Origin of the sequence: Staphylococcus pasteuri (genome assembly GCF_030547725.1) — a bacterium.
Classification (GTDB): domain Bacteria; phylum Bacillota; class Bacilli; order Staphylococcales; family Staphylococcaceae; genus Staphylococcus; species Staphylococcus pasteuri.
Genome location: NZ_JAUOQO010001038.1, coordinates 1 through 233, shown reverse-complemented (window position 1 = coordinate 233; position 233 = coordinate 1). Strand labels below are relative to the sequence as shown.

General features: G+C 44.6%; 1 protein-coding gene. It reads left to right on the top strand.

Translation table 11 applies throughout. From position 1 onward, the window contains the following. The coding region (locus tag Q4528_RS16330) for a hypothetical protein (RefSeq protein WP_303522837.1) at positions 1–233 on the top strand (233 nt) is incomplete at both ends.

The window sequence follows — 233 nt, the reverse complement described above, 5'->3', positions numbered from 1 at the left end:
GTGCTCAGCCATTCACGCATGGGCAATAGCTCTTTTTTTATAGCGCTAACAATCACCGCTATTATTTACCTGATAACACAGCGGTTTAGCCGACAGGCCATTGTTTTATTCGTTAGTTTGCTGATAATCGACCTTTTTATTGTTGGCGCTTTTTTTGGTGTCACCAAAGTCGTGGACCGGCTAAGTGAAACGTCCACTACAACCGAAAGTCGGGATGAGGTGAACCGTTACAC